Consider the following 16,860-nt stretch of genomic DNA (forward strand, 5'->3'; position numbering starts at 1 on the left):
AATGACAGCGACCGTCGAGACCTCTCGTCGGGAGGCCTGGCTAGCCGCGATGCGGCCCCAGACACTCCCGGCTGGCGGGGCACCCGTTCTCATCGGCATCGGGCTGGCCGTGGCCGACGGCATCTTCGAGCCGTGGCCTGCCATCGGTGCGCTCGTCGGTGCGCTTCTCATCCAGGTCGGGACGAACTTCGCGAACGACTACTACGACGCCGTCAACGGAGCCGACACCGAGGAACGTGAGGGGTTCACCCGCGTCACCGCGGGCGGTCTCATCGAGCCTACGCGGGTCAAACAGGCGATGGCCGGTACCTACGCCCTCGCGCTGGTCGTGGGTGTCTCGCTGGTGTACGTCGGCGGACTCCCCATCGTCGTCGTCGGCCTGTCGAGCATCCTCGCCGGCCTGTTGTACACCGGCGGCCCGTACCCGTACGGCTACTACGGCCTTGGCGATCTCTTTGTCTTCCTCTATTTCGGCCTCATCGCTGTGGCCGGGACCTACTACGTCCAGGCGGTAGTCGCGCTCGGCGAGGCACCGCTGCCGCTCTGGGTACCACCTGCGACCGTGACGGCGGGCGCTGTGCTGGCTGGCGTGGCGGCTGGTGGCCTCTCGACGACTATCCTCGTCGTCAACAACATCCGTGACCGGGAGACCGACAAGAAAGCAGGCAAACGAACGCTTGCGGTCATGCTTGGCTACCGCTGGTCACGGGTCGAATATCTCGCTTTGGTCGGGGCGGCCTATCTCGTGCCGGTCGTCCTCTGGCTTGGCCTGGGGTATACGCCGGCGGTGCTGGTCGTCTTTCTGTCGCTACCACTGGCAGTCCGTGTCGCCAGGGTGGTCTGTACGCGGACTGACGGTGACGCGCTCAACCCTGCACTGGAACAGACTGGAAAGCTGTTTGCGGTCTATGCAGTCCTGTTGACGGCTGCGCTGGCCGGGAGTCAGGTGATTGCATGATTGACATCGACCCGTTCCAGGTCAGGCTCTCCGAGCCACTCGATACCGCGAGGGGGCCGATTCGGGAACGGAACGGACTGTTGGTCACAGTCGAGTACGACGGCCACTACGGCGTGGGTGAGGCGACACCACTGCCGGGCTGGACCGAGTCCTACGAGGCCTGTCGTGAGGCCCTGGAGCGGGCCAGCGCAGTGGCCGACGAGCTGGACCCGGGTATCGCCCTCGGGAGGATGGACGCGCCGGCTGCCCGCCACGGCCTCTCGCTTGCGTTTGCGGAGGCACGCGCCAGGGCCGAGGACTGGTCGCTGTACCGTGCCCTGGGTGGTGAGTTCGTCGAGACGGTTCCAGTCAACGCGACGCTCGGCTCCTCGACAGGACCCGAAGCGGCCGGCGAAGCGGCCGTACGCGCCGTCGAAGAGGGATTCGAGACGCTCAAGCTCAAAGTCGGGAGCAACGGCGTCGAGGAGGACATCGAACGCGTCCGGGCCATCAGAGATGCCGTTGGCGCAGACGTGGCACTCCGTGTCGATGCAAACGGTGCCTGGACGCCCGAACAGGCCCAGAAAGCGCTCGACTCGCTTGCGGCGCTCGATGTCTCCTATCTGGAACAGCCGCTTCCGAAGACCGAACTCGACGCCCACGCGGAGCTCTCTGGTCCCGTCGACATTGCCCTTGATGAGTCCCTGGCCGCCTACAGTATCGAGGAGATCGTCGCGGCGGACGCCGCAGACGTGGTCGTCCTGAAGCCGATGGTAATCGGTGGCCCCGACCTGACGGTCGACACAGCCCGTCGGGCGCGGGAAGCCGGGATCGAACCCATCGTCTCGAACACGGTCGACGCAGTGGTCGCGCGGACTGGGGCAGTCCACGTCGCCGCCGCGATTCCCGACGTATCTCCGTGTGGTCTCGCGACCGCATCGCTTCTGGAGACCGATCTCGGCCCCGACTCCGCACCGGTCGAGAACGGAGAGATTCTCGTTCCACAGCGGGCGGGTCTCGGGCTTCCGGAGCGGCTGCAATGACACACGGCGTCGACTGGCCTACGGAGAGTCCCCTCCGGGTACGGGCACGGACGACTCCCGACAGGATTGCGCTACACGACCCGACCGACGGGAGGCGACTGACCTACCGGGAGCTCGCGGCGGCTGTCGACGAGAGGGTCCAGGCACTCTCAGCCCACGAGGGGTTGTCAGCCGACCGGCCCCGCGTCGGCTACCTCCACGCACCAACTGCGAGCTTTGTCACGACGCTGTACGCCCTCTGGGAGCTTGGGTGGACCGCCGTTGGCCTCCACACGGAGCTCACCGACGAGGAGCTGGCACGGAACGCGGCAATCGCGGACCTGGATGCCGTAACCGTCGGCAAGAACCAGAGTGGCGGTGACGCGCTGTCGTGTCCGTCTCTGGATGCGGGGTCACTGGCCGGCGCTGAGAAACACGAGATGCAGGAACCCAGAGCGCGGTGGGGACCCGACGAGACGGCGCTTGTGCTGTTCACCTCGGGGACGACCGGCCGACCGAAGGGGGTCAGGCTGACGTTCGGGAATCTGCTGTCGAGCGCGACGGCGTCGGCGTTCCGGCTGGGTGTCGACCCGAGCGACCGGTGGCTCTGTTGTCTACCGGTCTCGCACATGGGCGGGCTCGCGCCGGCGGTGCGATGTGTCCACTACGGAACGACGCTTGTTCTCCAGCACTCCTTCGAGACAACAGAGACGGCGAATCTGCTCGACAGTCAGGGAATAACGAGGGTCTCACTCGTTCCGACACAGCTCAAATGCCTGCTCGATGGCGGCTGGCGTCCCGCCGAGACGCTGGAGACGGTTCTGCTGGGTGGTGCCCCGGCGACCGCCGAGCTATTGGAGCGAGCTGCCGGGGCGAACGTTCCGGTCTACCCCACCTACGGGATGACCGAAACGGCCTCACAGATTGCGACAGCCCGCCCCGAGACGCTCAGAGAGTACCCAGATACCGTCGGTCAGCCGCTCCAGGGGACGACCCTCACGATTCTCGCGGATGGAGAGCCGGTCGGGCCGGGCGAGAGCGGCGAAATCGTCGTCGACGGTCCGACCGTGACGCCCGGCTATCTCGACGACGCCGAGACGGCCGACGCCTTCGGAGACTACGGCTTTCACACGGGCGACCTCGGATACCGTGACCGGGATGGCCGGCTCTGGGTGACCGGCCGCGTCGACGAGGTCATCAACACCGGCGGCGAACTCGTCTCGCCCACAGAGGTGGCCGACGTACTCGCCGAGCATCACAGCGTCGCTGCGGCCGCAGTCGTCGGCGTCGAGGACGACGAGTGGGGCCAGCGTGTCGTCGCGCTCGTCGTTCCGGCAGACCGAGCAGAGCCCGACAGCGAGACACTCAGACAGGTCTGCCGAGACCAGTTGGCCCGCCACAAGGTTCCCAAACAGCTCATCTTCGAAGAGTCACTTCCGCGCACCGCCTCCGGCACTATCGACCGAGCGGCCGTCCGCGAGCGGTTCTCGGAGTAACTACCCGAAGGAACTCACATCCAGTTCTGTACGCCGCCCGTCCAGGAGCGCAAACTGCTCGTCTCGCCGGCGTTCGAGCCAGCGAAGCAGTCGCGCGGCCCAGGCGAGCTTCTGTCGCTTCTCGGCGGTGACTGTCTCGTCGTCGAACTCCCAGCCCGGAAACAGGAGTCGCTCGGCACCCATCGCGTCTGCGAGAAACGCCGCCCGGTCGCCGTCGGTGAACCCGCCGAAGTTGTAGACCGGCCCAGTCGGACGGGCCTGTGTTGTCGGAATCACCGACTCGATATCGAACGCCGGCACGATAGACTCGATAACGTCGATGTTGTCACCGTGGGCGTGGACGGCGACCGGAACACCCTCTGTGGCCAACTCCTGGGCTGTCTCCGGCACCTTGTCGAGGTCGGTCACCATGCAGTCGACATCGACGCCGAGTGTGCGGAGGGTTTCCGCAGCGTTGGACGCTGCTACGACGACCGACGCCCGCTCGATGGCCACGAGGTCGTCTTCCAGTCCCGGCGCGCCGCCTGCGACTGCTACCGTCTCACCCTCGAACGCCAATCCGGCGAGTGTCTCCTCGACGGCGGCTGTGGCGTTGCCGTCCGTCTGGTCCTCGACCAGCTCTCGAAGGGCCTCGCGTGCCCGCTGGTCGCCTTCTCTGGGGTACCCGAAGTCGTCGAGAATTTGCCCGTAGACCGGCTCCCACGTCTCGAAGTTCATGATTGCACCCAATCGGTCACTGTCTGACCTCTGGGCTGTGTCGATAATGTAGCTGTCGCTACCTGTCTTTCCTTCATATAAACCGGGTTGAGCCGAAATGGCACAAGACACCCCTGCCCATGTGCCCTTTCGGCCGTCATCCGTCGTTTTATGCTCTTCCGGTATAAGCTTTCTTACCGAACAGCAGTATCATGTGTTGTGGTATCTAATGTCATGGTGTGCGTGCTGTGGCCGTCTAACACCGGGAACGCTGCCGGTGACCGATGAATGTATCATGTTGCTTTTGCGTGACGCTGTCCCAGATACGAGCAATGACAACAGAGTCGTTCGGAGGGATAGCGGTGGCCGTCGTCGACGCTGAGACGCCGGGAAACGTTGGGACGATTGCCCGCGCAATGAAGAACTTCGGGCTCTCCGAGCTGTTGCTCGTCGACCCGCCGGCGCTCGACCCAGAGGGAGAGGCCTACGGCTTTGCCGGCCGTGCTCGCGAGGACATTCTCCCGGAGGCAACCGAGATTTCCTTCGACAACCTGGTCGAGAACTACTACACGATTGGCTGTACGGCGACCACGAACGAGGACGCCAGAAACCACGTGCGGTATCCCGCGATGACGCCGGACGAACTCACGGAGCACCTCGGTGGGGTCGACGCAGATGTGGCTCTCGTCTTCGGCCGCGAGCGGGTCGGTCTGACAAACGACGAACTCGCTCGCATCGACGCACTCTGTTCGATTCCCGCGAGCGAGGAGTACCCGTCGCTCAATCTCGGCCAGGCCGCGACTATCACGCTGTACGAACTCCGCGAGCTGACAGTCGAGGAGTCACAACACCCTGACTCTCTCCACGAACGAGCCGACGAGGCCGACCTCGAACGGCTGTTCGAGCAGTTCGAGGAGTACGTTGCCGCAGTCGACCACCCCGAGCCAAAGCGCGACAAGGCGGCGAGAATGTTCCGCCGGCTACTCGGTAGAGCACACCCGACACCACGAGAGACGAGCACCCTCCAGGGGCTGCTCCGCCGAGGGGCTGAACGAAGCGCCGACTGGACGCCCGAGGAGGACGAATGAGAACGCCCAGAACCGGTGATACCGTCACCTGTCGATTCCTGCCGCCATCCGAACCGCTCCGACGCTGCTCAGCAGGAAAATCAACCCCCCGACGGCTACCGTTCCGGCGTTGAGGGCGTTGTCTCGGAGCCGGTCCGCCCGCGACGGCTGTTCCAGGTAGGACTGGTCGGGCTCGTTGGGGTGGACGTAGCCCGTGCGTCTCTCCCCAACTGGGTACTTATCGGCCAGGGTCTGTGCTCGCCGCCGCTGTGAGTACGACCGGTCCGAGAGGCCGGGGCGGACGCTCGAACTCTGATAGGTCTGTCCGTCGACCTCGTACTCGTAGACGATGGTGACCGTATACGAACGGTCCTCCGCCGGCCCGCCCGACTCGCTGAGAGACGATTCCAGAACTGTGACCTCCGTTTCCTCGGCGCTGGCGACTATCTCGTTCGTCCGGGCGTAGTCTACCCAGCCGACGGTCGCGAGACCACCCCCGACGACTACGAGCGCGAGGACGACGAGAAACCCTGCCCGTCCGCCCGACCCCGAGGACATACCCGGTGTTTCAGAACCGCGCTGCATAGTATTTGTGGACAGGCAGGCGGAGGTCGGCTGCAATCTGGTCACCAGCTTTTATCCGGGTGCGCGAACGGGTTCTGCTATGGAGCGTAGACCAGAGGCCGCGAACTCGTCGCCGGTCGCCGTGCTCCCGGGTGCAGCCATCCGTGGCGGTGTTCTTGGTCTCGTCTTCGCGGCCTTCGCGTACCTCTATCTGGTCGAATTCTGGGAGTGGACGGGCGCGTTCTTTGGTCCGCTGTCGTCGGTCCGAATGGTCGTGGCTCTCGGGGTAGCTCCGGTAACCCTCTGTCTCGTCCTGGCGCTTGCGGTCCTCGGGTACAGTCGTCGTCGGTACAAGCTCACAGACGACGAGGTAGTCGAGCACCGTGGGCTGTTACGGATGAAGACACGTGCACTCCCCTACGACGAAATAACCGACGTCCACCTCTCGCAGTCGACGTTCCAGCAGTTCTTCGATGTCGGGACGATCCGCATCAACGACCAGGACGCCTCGGAAACAGGACAAAACGAGGCGATGCGGCTTCGGTTCGTTACCAACCCAAACGCAGTGTACGACCGTCTGCGTGACGAGGGCGAATCGCGGTCGACTCCCCGGCTCTCTGTCGATCCGGACCCCCTCGCTGCCGTGACGACCTCAGTCACCCGCGGCGCTCTCGCCGGCCCGCTTTTTGGGTTCGTGCCTACCGTCTTTCTCGCTGCGGCGCTCCAGGGCCAGGGGTACTCTACCGCACAGGGACTTCTCCTCGGCGTCGGTCTCGTGGCCGGGGCTGTTCTCATTCGTGGGGCTGCCATCTTCCGGCGATACGACGACCGAACGTACGAGGTCTACGAGGAGAGGGTCGAAGAGGTCGGCAGCGCGTCGACGACGGCGGTCGCGTTCGACGACGTGGACGACGTTCTTGTCCACGATTCTGTCGGTCGACTCGGCTTCACCGGAGACGGTGTCTCTCTGCTGGCAACGGACACGCCCAGCCACGTGCCGGAGGCGTCAACGGAGACTGCCCGCACACGGGTCGAGTTGATCGATGCCGACGGGGAGGTCTTGCTCTCTATCCGGTACATCTCGGCTGTCGACCGTCTGTGTTCGCATCTCGCAGACGGGATGGCTGCTGCTGGGTCTGCAGCCCGCGATTAAAAGTTAGCACGGTCTGGTGCAGGCGGTATCGCTCACCTATCAAACGTACTGTTCATGTCTCTCAGCCCCGCGCTGTGTTTTGTCGTTCTCGGTGGGCCGCTGGCGTTTCTGGTCGGCGGACTCGCCTCCAAGCGCGTCGCGTGGGGCTAGGCCCGCCGCTGAATCTCCTCCCGGAGCACGTCACTCACCACGTCGCCGTCGGCTTTGCCACGGAGCGCGCCCATACACTCGCCCATCAGCGCCGAGAACGCACCCATCCCCTCGGACTCGACCTGGTCCGTGTTTCGCTCGATGACCTCGACGACTGCTTCCCGGACCTCGTCTTCGGCGGCACTTCCCAGCCCCTCCTGCTCGGCTGCTTCTGTCGCCGAGAGGTCAGGCTGTTCTGCCAGTGCGGCGAGCAGATTCGGGACTCCCTCCTTTGCAAGCTCTCCGTCGGCGAGCAACTCGAATAACTCGTCGAAGTGGTCGTCGGTCAGCCGTTCGACGGGTACGTCGTCGCGCCGGAGCTCGGTCACTGTCGATTCCAGCGTGCCGGCCGCCAGCGTCGGGTCAACGCCCATCTCGACTGCACGCTCGAACTGCCCCATTCGGCGGCCGTAGGCGACCTGCTCGGCAAGCGTTTCGTCGAGGCCGAACGCGTCCTGGTACCGCTGTACCCGCTCGGTCAACAGCTCCGGCGTCTCGACTGCGGCCGGGTCGGGCTCGACCGGCGGCACGTCAGTCTCTGGATACATCCGGGCCGCACCGGGGAGCGGGCGGAGATACCGCGTCATACCGTCCTCGTTCGCGCCGCGGGTCTCCTCTGGCACGCCCTCGATTGCGGTTTCGGCCCGCTCGGCGACGGCATCGATGGCGAGGCTCGCGGTCTCCTCATCGTCGGCGACCAATGCGACCGCATCGTCTGGCCCCGCACCGACGGCCTCGGCGACCGCTTCGACTTCCTCGTCGGTGATGCCGTAGGCCGGGAGTTCGTCGGTGTGGAAGATTCCGCCTGCACCGTGGCGCTTTGCGTGATCTGCGAGCTCGGTCCCGAGCCGTCTGTCCGGAAGCAGTTCGCGGCCGACGATACCGTCGAACCCGTGCAGGACGACAGCTTTGACTGCGCCGTTGCCCGAGAGCGCGCCCTGGATGACGCCGCTGTCGCTGTCTGCCAGCACGTCCGAGATATCCGTTACGTCGCCAACGCCCGCGTCCCGCTCCTGGAGCGTCTCGGCAATATCGAGCAGCTCCACCTGTCTGCGTGCCTCGTTTCGCACGATATCGTCGATGTCGTCAAGACTCTGGACGCCCTTGATTTCGACCCGTGCGCCGTCCTCGATGGAGACGTTCACGTCCTGTCGGATGGTACCGAGACCACGTTTGACCTGGCCCGTCGAGCGCAGGTACATCCCGATTTGTTCGGCTGCCTCTCTGGCCTGTTCGGGCGTCCGGATGTCGGGCCGGGTACCGATTTCGACCAGGGGGATGCCGAGCCGGTCGAGGCTGTACCGGACGCCTTCTGCTGTCTCTTCGATGCGCTGTGCGCTCTCCTCTTCGAGCATCAGGTCCTCGATACCCACAGGGCCTTCGGAGGTTTCAATCTCGCCGTCGACGGCGACCTGCATCGTCCGCTGGAAGCCGGAGGTGTTCGACCCGTCAACAACAATCTTCCGCATGACGTGGATCTGGTCGACCGCTCGCATCTCCAGAAGCTGTGCGATCTCCAGTGCGGTCGAAAGCCCCTCGTCGTCGACTCGCCTTGGGGGTTCGTCGTCCTCTTCGACGAGACAGGTGGAGTCATACGAGAGATACTCGAACTCGCGGTCGACGCGACTCTCTTCGAGGGCGGCCTGGTCGAGTTCGCCGAGTTCGCTTTTCGTCGGATGGAGATATCGGGTGAACCGGCGGCTCGCCTCCTCGGGTTCGCGCAGTTCCGTCGGGCAGGAACAGAACAGCTTTGTCTCTGTATCGAGTTGCTGGTGGATTTCTAACCCCGCAACCAGGCCCAGTTGTGCGTAGTCGAGTTCACTCATTGTATGTGTCTGTGATACCGACGCTCAAAAAACGTACTATCGGACGGCTACGCTGACGGCGAACTGCCGACTCCAGTTTTAGATTCCGAGACTGGTCACTAGATTTATCACACAGTAACAACAGGTTGGCCCATGGGAGTGGTGGAGCAGTCCCAGGAAACTGTCGAGGAGTACCTCTCGGCACTCGAGCAGTCACATCAGTCGTTTCCGGTCAACCAGACGACAGTGGCCGTCTCTGTTGACGAATACCAGCGCGAGCGCGAGCGCGCTGATGCGGGAAGCGTCGATAGCTACGTGAAGGTGGAAAACGAGGAGGGCCAGGTCTTGCACCTCGATGAAGGCGACCTTGTCTTACCCTCTGCGCGGACGAGCGAGGGCAACATCGAGCGTGTGACAGCCGACGCCGTCGAAGAGTCGACCGGCATCGTCCCTCGAATCGAGGATATCGAGCAGGCCACGATTCTCGGTATCCACGACACCGATTCCGACCACGAGACGGTCTTTCGACTCGCTGTCGTCTTCAAGGCCTCCCACCAGAGCGGCTCGCCGACGTCTGATGTGGTCTGGCATTCGAGTGCGGAGCTTCCGGAGATAGTGACACCCTGAGTTAGAGGACGCCGGTGGCCGTCGCAGCCTCTCGAGCGGCGTCTCTGTCGATACCGTTGCCCAAAATCGTGTACCGGTCCCGTATCTCGTGGGCTGTGGTCAGCGCCTCCAGCACAGTGTCTTCGTCGATACCTAACTCCTCGGCAGTCGTCGGCGCGCCGATAGTGGCCAGCGCACTCCGGATGTTCTGGAACTCGCCGTGTTCGCCGTCCTGGAGGTACGCTGTCAGTATCGAGCCGACGCCGACCTGGTGGCCGTGCAGGGCCTCGCCCGGCGCGAGTCGGTCGAGTTGATGTGAGAAGAGGTGTTCGGCCCCGCTTGCCGGCCGTGAGGAGTCGGCGATACTCATCGCAACACCCGAGGAGACGAGCGCCTTGACGACGACCCACGCCGACTGTTCGAGCCCCGGCTTCAGCGAGTCCGCGTTCTCGACGAGCATCTCGGCGGTCATCCGCGAGAGCGCCCCGGCGTACCGGGAGTATTCTGTATTCTGGAGTCGGTTAGCGAGTTGCCAGTCCCGGACGGCGGTGTAGTTCGAGATGATGTCGGCACAGCCGGCAGTCGTCAGCCGCCACGGGGCGTCTGCGAGAATTTCGGTGTCGGCAACGACCGCAAGCGGCGGGTCGGCGGCGACACTGTGGCGGTTCCCACCGTCAGGAACCGACCCGCGGCCGGAGACGATACCGTCGTGACTGGCGGCCGTCGGGACCGAGACAAAGCCGAGACCCTGGTCGGCGGCTGCCATCTTGGCGATATCGATTGCTTTCCCGCCGCCGACGCCGACGAGGTATCCCGGATTCATCTCCTCGACAACGTCGATAACGCGCTCTATCTCGTCGAAGCTGGCCTCCTCAACAATGACCATCTCTGGAGTCTCCCCGAGTTCCGCCAGCTCCCGGTGGACGCGGTCCCCAGCCACTTCTCTGGGTGTCGGACTGGTCACCACCAGGGGAGTCCCGCCGAGATGGAGGTCGGAGATGGCTTCCCCAGTCTGGTCGAGTACTCCGTGCCCGACGACCACGTTCCGGGGTAACCGAATCCACGTCGACTTTTCGAACATACTGGGGCCTTCCCTGCCGACCCAGTTAAGTACTGAGGGTTGTCCTGCATAGATTGATATAGCTCCAGTATCATAGATGCGGGCATGGTCTTTCTAGTTCCGTACGATGGCTCACCCGTTTCCGAAGCAGCACTCGACCGCGCGGTCGAACACGGCAAGGCGCTCGAAAAAGAAGTCGTCGCAGTCACGTTCATTCCGACTGGTGCCGAATACGCCGAACGCCGCAAATGGATACAGCCCCAGGAAGATTTCGCTATCGACTCGGCCCGGGCGGAACTCAAGCGCAAGATTGATGAGACGACTGATGAGTCAGAGCGTAACTTCCTCGATTCAGGCGCGACCGTCGAGAACGGGGTTGGCGGCCACATCCGCCAGGCCGCCCACGAGGTTGAGGCGAGCGCGGTCTACGTCGGCGCAGCCGAGCAAGAAGGAACCGACTACCGGACGCCATTCGGCGAGATTACCACCGACGAGACCTACGACCTCCATCTGGTCAGGTCGTACTGATATCGAAGTCGTCTTTTCGGTTCCCCACGCCAGTACGCTTAGAGTATGGGCTCGGCAAGCGACGTTCGCGTACTTGGCATCGAGGGGACAGCGTGGGCAGCGAGCGCGGCGCTTTACGACGGGGCGTCGGACTTGGTCCACATCGAAACCGAAGCCTACCAGCCCGAAAGCGGCGGGCTCCACCCCCGCGAAGCCGCCGAGCACATGTCCGAACATCTTCCGACGGTCGCCGAATCGGTCCTCGAAACGGCCGACGGCGAGATTGACGCCGTCGCGTTCTCGCGTGGCCCGGGTCTCGGCCCCTGTCTCCGCCTCGCTGGCACGACCGCGCGCGCACTGGCACAGCGTCTCGACGTCCCGCTGGTCGGCGTCAACCACATGGTCGCCCACCTCGAAATCGGCCGCCACCAGTCTGGCCTCTCGTCGCCGGTCTGTCTCAACACCAGCGGTGCCAACGCCCACGTGCTCGGCTACCGCAACGGCCGTTACCGTGTCCTCGGCGAGACGATGGACACTGGCGTTGGCAACGCTCTCGACAAATTCACCCGCCACGTCGGCTGGTCGCATCCCGGCGGGCCGAAGGTCGAACAGGCCGCGGCCGACGGCTCCTACGTCGAGTTACCCTACGTCGTCAAGGGGATGGATTTCTCGTTTTCGGGTATCATGTCCGCGGCCAAAGACGCCGTCGACGACGAGGCCCCGGTCGAGGACGTCTGTCACGGTCTCCAGGAGAACATCTTCGCGATGCTGACAGAGGTCTCCGAGCGTGCGCTCTCACTGACTGGCAGCTCCGAGCTCGTGTTGGGCGGCGGCGTCGGACAGAACCAACGCTTGCAGTCGATGCTGGCCTCGATGTGCGAGCAGCGCGGAGCCGACTTCTTTGCCCCGGAGGACCGATTTCTCCGTGACAACGCCGGCATGATTGCCGTGCTGGGCGCAAAGATGTACGCGGCCGGCGATACGCTTGCAATCGAGGAGTCGGGCATCGACTCAAACTTCCGGCCCGATGAGGTCGCGGTCTCCTGGCGAGACGACGACGAGACGGTCGCTGTCGCTCCTGGCGAGGATGAGACGGTTACAGGGGCCGAAGCGACTGTCCGGCGAGCGGGTGACCGCGTAATCAAATGCCGGAACCCCCGTGAGTATCGCCATCCGACGCTCGACGGACGACTCCGCAGACGCCGGACCAGACAGGAGGCACGCCTGACCCAGGCCGCTCGCAAAGCAGGGGTTCCGACGCCACTGGTCCGGGATATCGACCTCGAGGAGTCGACTCTCATCTTCCAGCACGTCGGCGACAGAGACCTCCGGGCTGCTCTTGACACTGATACGGTCAAGACGACGGCCCGTCACCTGGCGCGCATTCACCAGGACGGATTCGTCCACGGCGACCCCACGACGCGAAACGTCAGGGTCGGCGACGAGACGGTCTTTCTCATCGATTTCGGCCTGGGCTATCACACGGACGCGCCCGAGGATTACGCGATGGACCTCCACGTCTTCGCACAGAGTCTCGCGGGGACGACCGACGACGCCGGTCGGCTCATCGCGGCTGCGACCCGGGCGTACGCCGAGGTCGGAGACGAGAGTGTCCTCGACCAGCTCGACGAGATTGAGGGACGGGGCAGATACCAGTAACCTGACCGAGAACCGCAAGAAAAAGTATTTATCGCCGGCACTGTGTCCATCCGGTGATGGAGTACGTCCTTCTGGTCAAGTGGAGTGTCGTCCTCGCTCTATTGACCGCTATCGGTGCCCCTCTCACGACAGCTATCTTCGCTCGACTGCCCAGACGCGGCGCAGCATTCTCGCTCCCGGTGACGCTCGCCGTCCTGGCGACTGTCGTCTTTCTCGTCGGACAGATCACGTTTGGCCTCCACACTATCATCTTCGGCGTTCTCGTTGTCTGGGGGCTTTCGGCGCTTGTCTACCGTGCGGGCTACGTTCCCGAGTGGCGAACGGTCGCGAGTGCCTACGGGGTTTTTCTCGCGGGCTTTCTCCTGTTCGCGTTCTACGTCGCCCACACGACGGCGATAACGCCACAGGGCGGCGAACAGTTTCTCCACTACGGCCTGACGAACGCGCTCGTCGATGCCGGCACGCTCCCGCCCGAGGACTTCTGGTTCGCCGGCGAACCGCTCCGGTACTACTACGGCACACAGCTTCAGGTCGCGACGCTGTCGATGCTGACGGGAACGGAACTCCGGTACGGCTACTATCTCGGGCTGACGACGTTCTATGCCGTCTTGTTCGTGAGCGCGTACGGACTCGTCGGCGCGGTCGTCGAAAATCGGGGGCGGTCCTTCCACCTCGGCGGGCTGTTCGGTGCCGTCTTCGTCGCCCTCGCGGGCACGTCGGTCACGTTCCTCCGGCAACTGTTCGGTCGCCTCCCCGACGAGACGGCACGTGAGTACGGCGAGCCGGTCTTTCGTGGACTCATCGAGGAACGCGGCATGTCCCTTGAGGAAGCCATCGCCTCCCAGGGCGGCACCGGCGACTGGCTCTGGTTCTACGAGCGATACGCCGCTGAGGGTGGTCTCCACGAGTTTCCCTTCTACTCGTTCATCAAGGCTGACCTCCACGGACACACGCTCTCGACGGGGTATATCGTCCTCGCGGCGGCACTCGCGTTCAGCTACTACTTGACGCCGGCCGAACAGCGCTATCGTCGTCTCGGAGTGCTCTACGGTGGACTTGGACTGGTCGCGGGCGTGTTCGGATTCATGAACACCTGGGCACTCCCGACGGCTGTCGGTCTCGCGTGGCTGGCGCTCGCGGCCGCCGACCCACACCCTGCCTCGTTGTTACCCGAGGGCGTCGCTGACGCGCTTGTCCCCGAGACGGAGAGCCTGGGACAGCGACTGCCCGCCGAGGCCTGGCGGGTCGTCCTCGCTGCCGTGTTGGCGGTCCCGGTCGGCATTGTCGGCGTCGCTATCGCCTCGCCGTTCCTAATTTTTGGCCAGGTGCCGACCAACGAGGGAATCGGCTTTCTGCCGCCGCGGACGCCGCTCGATACGTTCCTTGTCCTCTACGGCGGGATTCTCGTCCTGTTCGCGGGCTATCTCGGCTCCAGGAGTCGTCCGCTCTCTGCGTTGTCCTCGACTCACCTCGCTGTGGGGGTTGCGCTCCTCGTCGGACTGTTGGTCGGCTTTCTCACCTCGTTTGCCGTGACCGCGCTTCTGGTCGCCGTTCTCTTGGTCGCGTGGTGGCTCGTCCGCACCGACAGGGCGGGCTTTACTGCGGTGTTGCTGGTGTCCGGCCTCGGGCTGTTGCTCGCACTGGAGCTGGTGCACGCGAAGGTGTACCCCTTCGAGCGGGTCCGCTGGAACACCACGCTGAAGGTGGCCGTCCAGGGGTGGACGCTCGCAGGACTGGCTGCTGGTGGAGCCGCCGCGTTGCTCCTCTCGCAGGGAGTCGAGCGACTCCGCTCGGTCCGACAGGCGGTCGACGACGCGGAAATCTCCAGGGAGAGTGCGGTCCGGCGGACGATTCCGGCGGCCCTTGCGGTCTTGCTAGTCGCTGTACTCGTCGCGACCAGTCTTCCGTTTGCAGGGATTGCGATACACAAAAACGCCGACATTCTCTCGCCCGAGGACGGCTCGCTCGATGGGCTAGCCGTCCACGACACGTTCAAACAGGCGGAGATGGAGGGTCTGTACTGGCTCGACGACCAGGGTCAGCCGACGATTGCGGAGAGCCCGACTCGGCGAACCTACAGCTGGAGTTCCTCGACGTCGGTGTTCACCGGGGCCGCGACCGTCGTCGGCTGGGACCATCAAGAGGGGTATCGCGGAGCGGCAGCCTTCGAGCGGCGAGCGTCAGATATCGACGCGCTCTACACTGGCCCGCTCGCGAACGCGACGGCTATCGTCGACCGCTACGATATCGAGTACATCTACGTCGGTCCGACCGAGCGCGAGAACTACGACGACATCAACGCGTTCGACCAGATAGCAGGTATCAGGGAGAAGTTTTCGAACGAGGCAGTCACCATTTACGCGGTCAACGAGACGAGACTCCCATAGTAACCATCTTAATGCCGGCTGACGTATCCTCTGATATGTCCGACAAACCGACCTCTGGCGAACTGTTCGGTATCCCGTACAACTTCGAGCGCCCGGACCTCAAACGGCTTCTCTCCGGCCACTGGCAACCAGACGAGGGAATGCTTGTCGAGAAGGAGTTCGGCATCGGCTACACGCTGAACCTCGCAAACTGGCGGTCCTGGATTGTGCTCGCGGTCGCTGGCGCGCTGTTGTTCCAGCAGGAACGGAGCGACGACGAGGCGACCGATGAAGCCGACGACGAGCCCGTCGAGGTCGTCGTCGACTAATCGACGCCTATTTTCAGCGCCACGCCAGAGAGGGCGTATGGTCACCTTCGTCACGACGAACCCCGGGAAGGTCGCGGAGGCACGCGAATACCTCGACGAATCCGTCGAACAGGTCGCGTTCGACTACCCTGAGCCACAGGCAGAGAACCTCAAGACGGTTGCAGCCTACGGCGCACGCGCCGCCTACGACCACCTCGGTGAGCCTGTCGTCGTCGACGACTCTGGGCTCACCATCGAGGCCTTCGATGGTTTCCCCGGACCATTCTCGTCGTACGTTGAGGACAAACTCGGCATCGAACGGGTCGCCGACCTCGCGCGTGCCGAAGAGTCCCAGCGCGCGGCCTTCCGGGGCGTTGTTGCCTACTGTGACGGCGATTCCTTCGAGGCGACCCCCGAGCCAGTCGATACCGAGCGCCGCGGCCAGGACCTCGCGGCCGAGGAGCGGGCGAGCGCGACGACCGACGAACAGGTCGATTCGGGCGCGGTGCCGGTGAAGCTCTTTGAGGGTGTCGTCCGCGGACAGATAGTCGAGCCACGCGGTGAGGGTGGCTTCGGCTACGACCCAATTTTCGAGTACGATGGAGCAACGTTCGCTGAGATGGGGACTGAGGAGAAAAACGCCATCTCGCATCGCGGCCGCGCGCTGGCGAAGTTTGCTGACTGGTACGGTCAGGCCGACCGGTAATTACTGCCGCGGGTCTCTATCCGGGCCGGGATAGGGCGCTTCAAATTCGCTTTCGTACACCGGCTCGGGATCGAACAGCATCTCGAATGCGTCTGGCGACCGGATGCTGACCGACATGTGTGACTGGAGCGAGAGGTTCGCTCCGGCACCCGTCAGCTCGCCGTCGAGTGTCAGTAGGTGATTCGCGTCGCCGCGGTACGCAGAGGCGAGAGCCGGGTGATCCTCGGGAGGATGCTCGACGCCTAGGCGGTCGTCTGCCACCGTCGTGTACCACTCCTCGGCCAGCTCGGAGGGTGCAAATTCGCCGATCAGCGCACGGGCCTGTGCAAGTAGGTTGTCGCTGGCGACGAGGTGGACCCAAGAGTGCCGTCGCACATGGTCGAGGGCATCTCTGGCCCCACCCCCGACGAGCAGGTCTGCTGCGAGGACATCTGCGTCCGCGACGACGCGGAATCCAGACTCTGGAGTTCTCTCGTCCTTGTCAGTGTTTCCGGCTGTCGGTTCGACATCTCGTACGGCCGGCCGCCTGCGCTGAATTGCTTGCGCTGTCGTCGCATACGCTGTTGCTCGCTCGAACAGCCCTGCCCAGGACATATCGAAACCAGGCAACCGGCCCACAAAAAGCAACCGACCGCGGCGTCATACCTCTGTCTGACGGAAGTTTATGTACAAGCGAGAAGAGCCACCAGACGGGCGCGCACCGACGATTACACACACCC

General features: G+C 64.1%; 16 protein-coding genes. 11 read left to right on the plus strand and 5 right to left on the minus strand.

Annotated elements, in window-relative coordinates; all coding sequences use genetic code 11:
- The first annotated feature begins 1 nt into the window (after window position 1).
- Genes OSC37_RS00200 through OSC37_RS00210 form a run of 3 tightly spaced genes read left to right on the plus strand, consistent with a single transcriptional unit; the run spans window position 2 to window position 3,455 of the window.
- On the plus strand, window positions 2-958 hold the full coding sequence (locus OSC37_RS00200; RefSeq protein WP_267162591.1) for a 1,4-dihydroxy-2-naphthoate polyprenyltransferase: 957 nt from the start codon (window positions 2-4) through the stop codon (window positions 956-958).
- Window positions 955-1,980: an o-succinylbenzoate synthase gene (gene menC / locus OSC37_RS00205; protein ID WP_368409490.1), complete on the plus strand. Its 1,026-nt coding sequence runs from the start codon at window positions 955-957 to the stop codon at window positions 1,978-1,980. Before OSC37_RS00200 ends, menC begins: the two co-directional genes overlap by 4 nt.
- On the plus strand, window positions 1,977-3,455 hold the full coding sequence (locus OSC37_RS00210) for a class I adenylate-forming enzyme family protein (RefSeq protein WP_267162592.1): 1,479 nt from the start codon (window positions 1,977-1,979) through the stop codon (window positions 3,453-3,455). Before menC ends, OSC37_RS00210 begins: the two co-directional genes overlap by 4 nt.
- Here the strand turns inward: OSC37_RS00210 and OSC37_RS00215 are convergent, their stop codons facing one another.
- The gene (locus OSC37_RS00215; protein WP_267162593.1) at window positions 3,456-4,172 is read right to left on the minus strand and encodes a 6-hydroxymethylpterin diphosphokinase MptE-like protein; all 717 of its coding nucleotides are present in this window, start codon (window positions 4,170-4,172) and stop codon (window positions 3,456-3,458) included.
- 311 nt (window positions 4,173-4,483) lie between these two features.
- Here OSC37_RS00215 and OSC37_RS00220 point away from each other — a divergent pair, with 311 nt between their 5' ends.
- The gene (locus OSC37_RS00220; RefSeq protein ID WP_267162594.1) at window positions 4,484-5,239 is read left to right on the plus strand and encodes an RNA methyltransferase; all 756 of its coding nucleotides are present in this window, start codon (window positions 4,484-4,486) and stop codon (window positions 5,237-5,239) included.
- Between the two features lie 24 nt (window positions 5,240-5,263).
- On the opposite strand, the gene OSC37_RS00225 is transcribed toward OSC37_RS00220, so the two are convergent.
- A complete protein-coding gene (locus OSC37_RS00225) occupies window positions 5,264-5,776 on the minus strand; it encodes a DUF3592 domain-containing protein (RefSeq protein ID WP_267162595.1) in 513 nt (170 codons plus the stop codon).
- Between the two features lie 106 nt (window positions 5,777-5,882).
- On the opposite strand from OSC37_RS00225, the gene OSC37_RS00230 reads away from it, so the two are divergent.
- The gene (locus tag OSC37_RS00230) at window positions 5,883-6,935 is read left to right on the plus strand and encodes a PH domain-containing protein (protein WP_267162596.1); all 1,053 of its coding nucleotides are present in this window, start codon (window positions 5,883-5,885) and stop codon (window positions 6,933-6,935) included.
- A 146-nt stretch (window positions 6,936-7,081) separates the two neighbouring features.
- Here OSC37_RS00230 and gatE read toward each other — a convergent pair whose 3' ends face one another.
- On the minus strand, window positions 7,082-8,950 hold the full coding sequence (gene gatE, locus OSC37_RS00235; RefSeq protein WP_267162597.1) for a Glu-tRNA(Gln) amidotransferase subunit GatE: 1,869 nt from the start codon (window positions 8,948-8,950) through the stop codon (window positions 7,082-7,084).
- A gap of 132 nt (window positions 8,951-9,082) precedes the next feature.
- Between gatE and OSC37_RS00240 the strand changes: the two genes are divergently transcribed.
- Window positions 9,083-9,556 (plus strand): hypothetical protein, encoded by a 474-nt coding sequence (locus OSC37_RS00240; RefSeq protein ID WP_267162598.1) that lies wholly within the window; start codon window positions 9,083-9,085, stop codon window positions 9,554-9,556.
- 1 nt (window position 9,557) lies between these two features.
- Here OSC37_RS00240 and OSC37_RS00245 read toward each other — a convergent pair whose 3' ends face one another.
- Window positions 9,558-10,616: an NAD(P)-dependent glycerol-1-phosphate dehydrogenase gene (locus OSC37_RS00245; RefSeq protein WP_267162599.1), complete on the minus strand. Its 1,059-nt coding sequence runs from the start codon at window positions 10,614-10,616 to the stop codon at window positions 9,558-9,560.
- Between the two features lie 84 nt (window positions 10,617-10,700).
- Here OSC37_RS00245 and OSC37_RS00250 point away from each other — a divergent pair, with 84 nt between their 5' ends.
- The 5 genes from OSC37_RS00250 to OSC37_RS00270 are packed head-to-tail and all read left to right on the plus strand — an operon-like array spanning window position 10,701 to window position 16,141.
- Window positions 10,701-11,123 carry a universal stress protein gene (locus tag OSC37_RS00250; RefSeq protein WP_267162600.1) on the plus strand — a complete coding sequence of 141 codons (423 nt, stop codon included), beginning with the start codon at window positions 10,701-10,703 and terminating at the stop codon, window positions 11,121-11,123.
- A 45-nt stretch (window positions 11,124-11,168) separates the two neighbouring features.
- A complete protein-coding gene (locus OSC37_RS00255; RefSeq protein ID WP_267162601.1) occupies window positions 11,169-12,761 on the plus strand; it encodes a bifunctional N(6)-L-threonylcarbamoyladenine synthase/serine/threonine protein kinase in 1,593 nt (530 codons plus the stop codon).
- A 56-nt stretch (window positions 12,762-12,817) separates the two neighbouring features.
- Entirely contained in the window at window positions 12,818-15,148 is a 2,331-nt protein-coding gene (locus tag OSC37_RS00260) for a DUF2298 domain-containing protein (RefSeq protein WP_267162602.1), read from the plus strand.
- Window positions 15,149-15,183: 35 nt separating this feature from the next.
- Window positions 15,184-15,456: a DUF5808 domain-containing protein gene (locus tag OSC37_RS00265; RefSeq protein WP_267162603.1), complete on the plus strand. Its 273-nt coding sequence runs from the start codon at window positions 15,184-15,186 to the stop codon at window positions 15,454-15,456.
- Between the two features lie 37 nt (window positions 15,457-15,493).
- Window positions 15,494-16,141 (plus strand): non-canonical purine NTP pyrophosphatase, encoded by a 648-nt coding sequence (locus OSC37_RS00270; protein ID WP_267162604.1) that lies wholly within the window; start codon window positions 15,494-15,496, stop codon window positions 16,139-16,141.
- On the opposite strand, the gene OSC37_RS00275 is transcribed toward OSC37_RS00270, so the two are convergent.
- Entirely contained in the window at window positions 16,142-16,735 is a 594-nt protein-coding gene (locus tag OSC37_RS00275) for a DUF7384 family protein (protein ID WP_368409491.1), read from the minus strand. It lies immediately after the preceding gene.
- Window positions 16,736-16,860: the final 125 nt, after the last annotated feature.

It is taken from the genome of Halovenus salina (assembly GCF_026410925.1).
Classification (GTDB): domain Archaea; phylum Halobacteriota; class Halobacteria; order Halobacteriales; family Haloarculaceae; genus Halovenus; species Halovenus salina.